Genomic DNA, 1,713 nt, shown 5'->3' on the forward strand with positions numbered 1-1,713 from the left:
CTGGCGGTTGATGTGGTGGCGGGTCGTCGACATGGTGCGGTGTCCTCCTCGGTGCGGCCGGCTGCCGCGGTACGGGACCGGGTCAGCCGGCCGATGTGCCGCCCACGGGTGCCTGGCCCAGGGCGCTCAGCTTCCACCGGCCGTCGGTCCGGGTGAGTTCGCCGAGCATGCGGCTGTCCTTGTCGGTCTTCGCGCCGTCGGACGCCTTGACGGTGACGCGCAGGGCGATCAGCACCCGGGCGCGGCCGGCCCGGTCGTCGAGTTCGGTGACGGCGCCCGACAGCACCCGGGCCGTGGTGACCGTTTTCGCCGCCTTCACCTGCTCGGCGAACTCCGCGCGTCCGGAGGTCAGTTGTTCGTGCAGTTCACCGGTGGTCGACGACTCCCAGAGGTCGAGGCCCCGGTTCACGTCGCGGTGGTCGAGCGTGTTGAGGTTCTGTACGGCCTGCTCCCCGGCGGCGAGCGCCTCGTCCCGTTGCCCGGCGTACGCGGCCCGGTCGTCGTGGGCCGCGCTGTACCAGTCCTGACCGGCCCACGCGGCGAAGCCGCCCGCGACGAGGGTGAGGACGAGGACCAGGGCCGGCAGCGGCCGGGAGCGGGTTCCGGCGAGGGCGCGGACCGCGCGTTCCATGGGGTGCTCCAGTCTCCCGCGCACGTTCAGCGGGCCTTGATGTCGACGATCCGCCACCGGTCGCCCTCGAACCGGGCCGTGACGGTGAGTTGGGCCGCCGCGGTGGTGGCCTCGTCCTTGCCCCGGCGGGAGGTCTGGTCGAGGAAGACCAGCAGGCGGGCCTCGTCGCCGTCGAGTTCGACGACTCCGGTGCGGACGGCCCGGGTGCTCAGGGTGACGCGCTGCTCGGTGAGGTCGTCGCGGACCCGTGCGAAGAGGGTTTCGTACTGGCGGGCGGCGCGGCCGTCCAGGACGGTGCGTGCGGAGCGCTCGGCGGCCGCGGTGCCGTCCGGTGTGTAGGAGAAGACACGGGCGAGGGCGTTGCCGACGTCGCCGGCGACGCGGGTGGTGGCCCCGGTGTCGGTGAGCGCGTGGTTCCGGGCGGAAGCGTCCGACCTCACCTGGTGGGCGCCGTGGAAGAAGCCACAGCCACCGAGGACGAGCGCCGTGACGGCTGCGCCGAGGACGGCCCACCGCAGCCGCCCGTCCGGTGGGCGGCGGGCGCGGGCACCGCCCGGCACGTCCGCGACGGACTCGGGCCCCTGCCCGCCTTCCTCCTCGGCGGACTCGGACCCCTGCCCGCCCTCCCCCTCGACGGACTCGGACCCCTGCCCGCCTTCCTTCTCGGCGGACTCGGGCGCACCCCCGCCCTCCCCCTCGACGGGCGCGTCCGCGGAGTCCGTCTCCGTGCCGGGTTCCGGTGGTCCGCCCCCGCGCAGCAGTCGCGTCAGCGTCATCGGTCACCGCCCTCCTTCTCGCCCTCGACCGGTACCGCGCTCAGCGCCCTCACCTTCCACTTCCCCTCGCCCGTGCGGGCCAGGACCGCCTCCAGGCGCTTGCGGTCGGTGGCCGGCCTCTTCGTCCCGGCGGGCGTGACCTCGACGCGGACGGTGGCGATGAGCTTCGCCGTGCCGGCCCGCGTGTCGAGCGCGGTGACGGCGGCCTCGGTGACCGTGCCGCGCGCCGAGGCGCCCGCCTCGGCGTCGGTACGACCCAGCTCCTCGCGCAGCGGCCCGGTGGAGGCGGCGCGCCAGGCCCGGATG

The 1,713-nt window shown here is 75.1% G+C and carries 2 protein-coding genes and 1 pseudogene; all 3 read right to left on the minus strand.

Annotated elements, in window-relative coordinates; genetic code table 11:
• Positions 1 to 82: 82 nt before the first annotated feature.
• Positions 83 to 631 carry a nuclear transport factor 2 family protein gene (locus B7767_RS30780; RefSeq protein ID WP_085575007.1) on the minus strand — a complete coding sequence of 183 codons (549 nt, stop codon included), beginning with the start codon at positions 629 to 631 and terminating at the stop codon, positions 83 to 85.
• 26 nt (positions 632 to 657) lie between these two features.
• Positions 658 to 1,407 carry a hypothetical protein gene (locus B7767_RS30785; RefSeq protein WP_085575008.1) on the minus strand — a complete coding sequence of 250 codons (750 nt, stop codon included), beginning with the start codon at positions 1,405 to 1,407 and terminating at the stop codon, positions 658 to 660.
• Positions 1,404 to 1,713: pseudogene (locus tag B7767_RS30790) on the minus strand (hypothetical protein); the annotation flags it as partial. The pseudogene B7767_RS30790 and the gene B7767_RS30785, both read right to left, overlap by 4 nt.

It is taken from the genome of Streptomyces sp. 13-12-16 (assembly GCF_002114215.1).
In the GTDB taxonomy this organism is placed as follows: Bacteria; Actinomycetota; Actinomycetes; order Streptomycetales; family Streptomycetaceae; genus Streptomyces.

Excerpts from the sequence above, each read along its gene's own strand:
- B7767_RS30785 (WP_085575008.1), bottom strand. The coding sequence starts at position 1,407 with ATGACGCTGACGCGACTGCTGCGCGGGGGCGGACCACCGGAACCCGGC.
- B7767_RS30780 (WP_085575007.1), bottom strand. The coding sequence starts at position 631 with ATGGAACGCGCGGTCCGCGCCCTCGCCGGAACCCGCTCCCGGCCGCTG.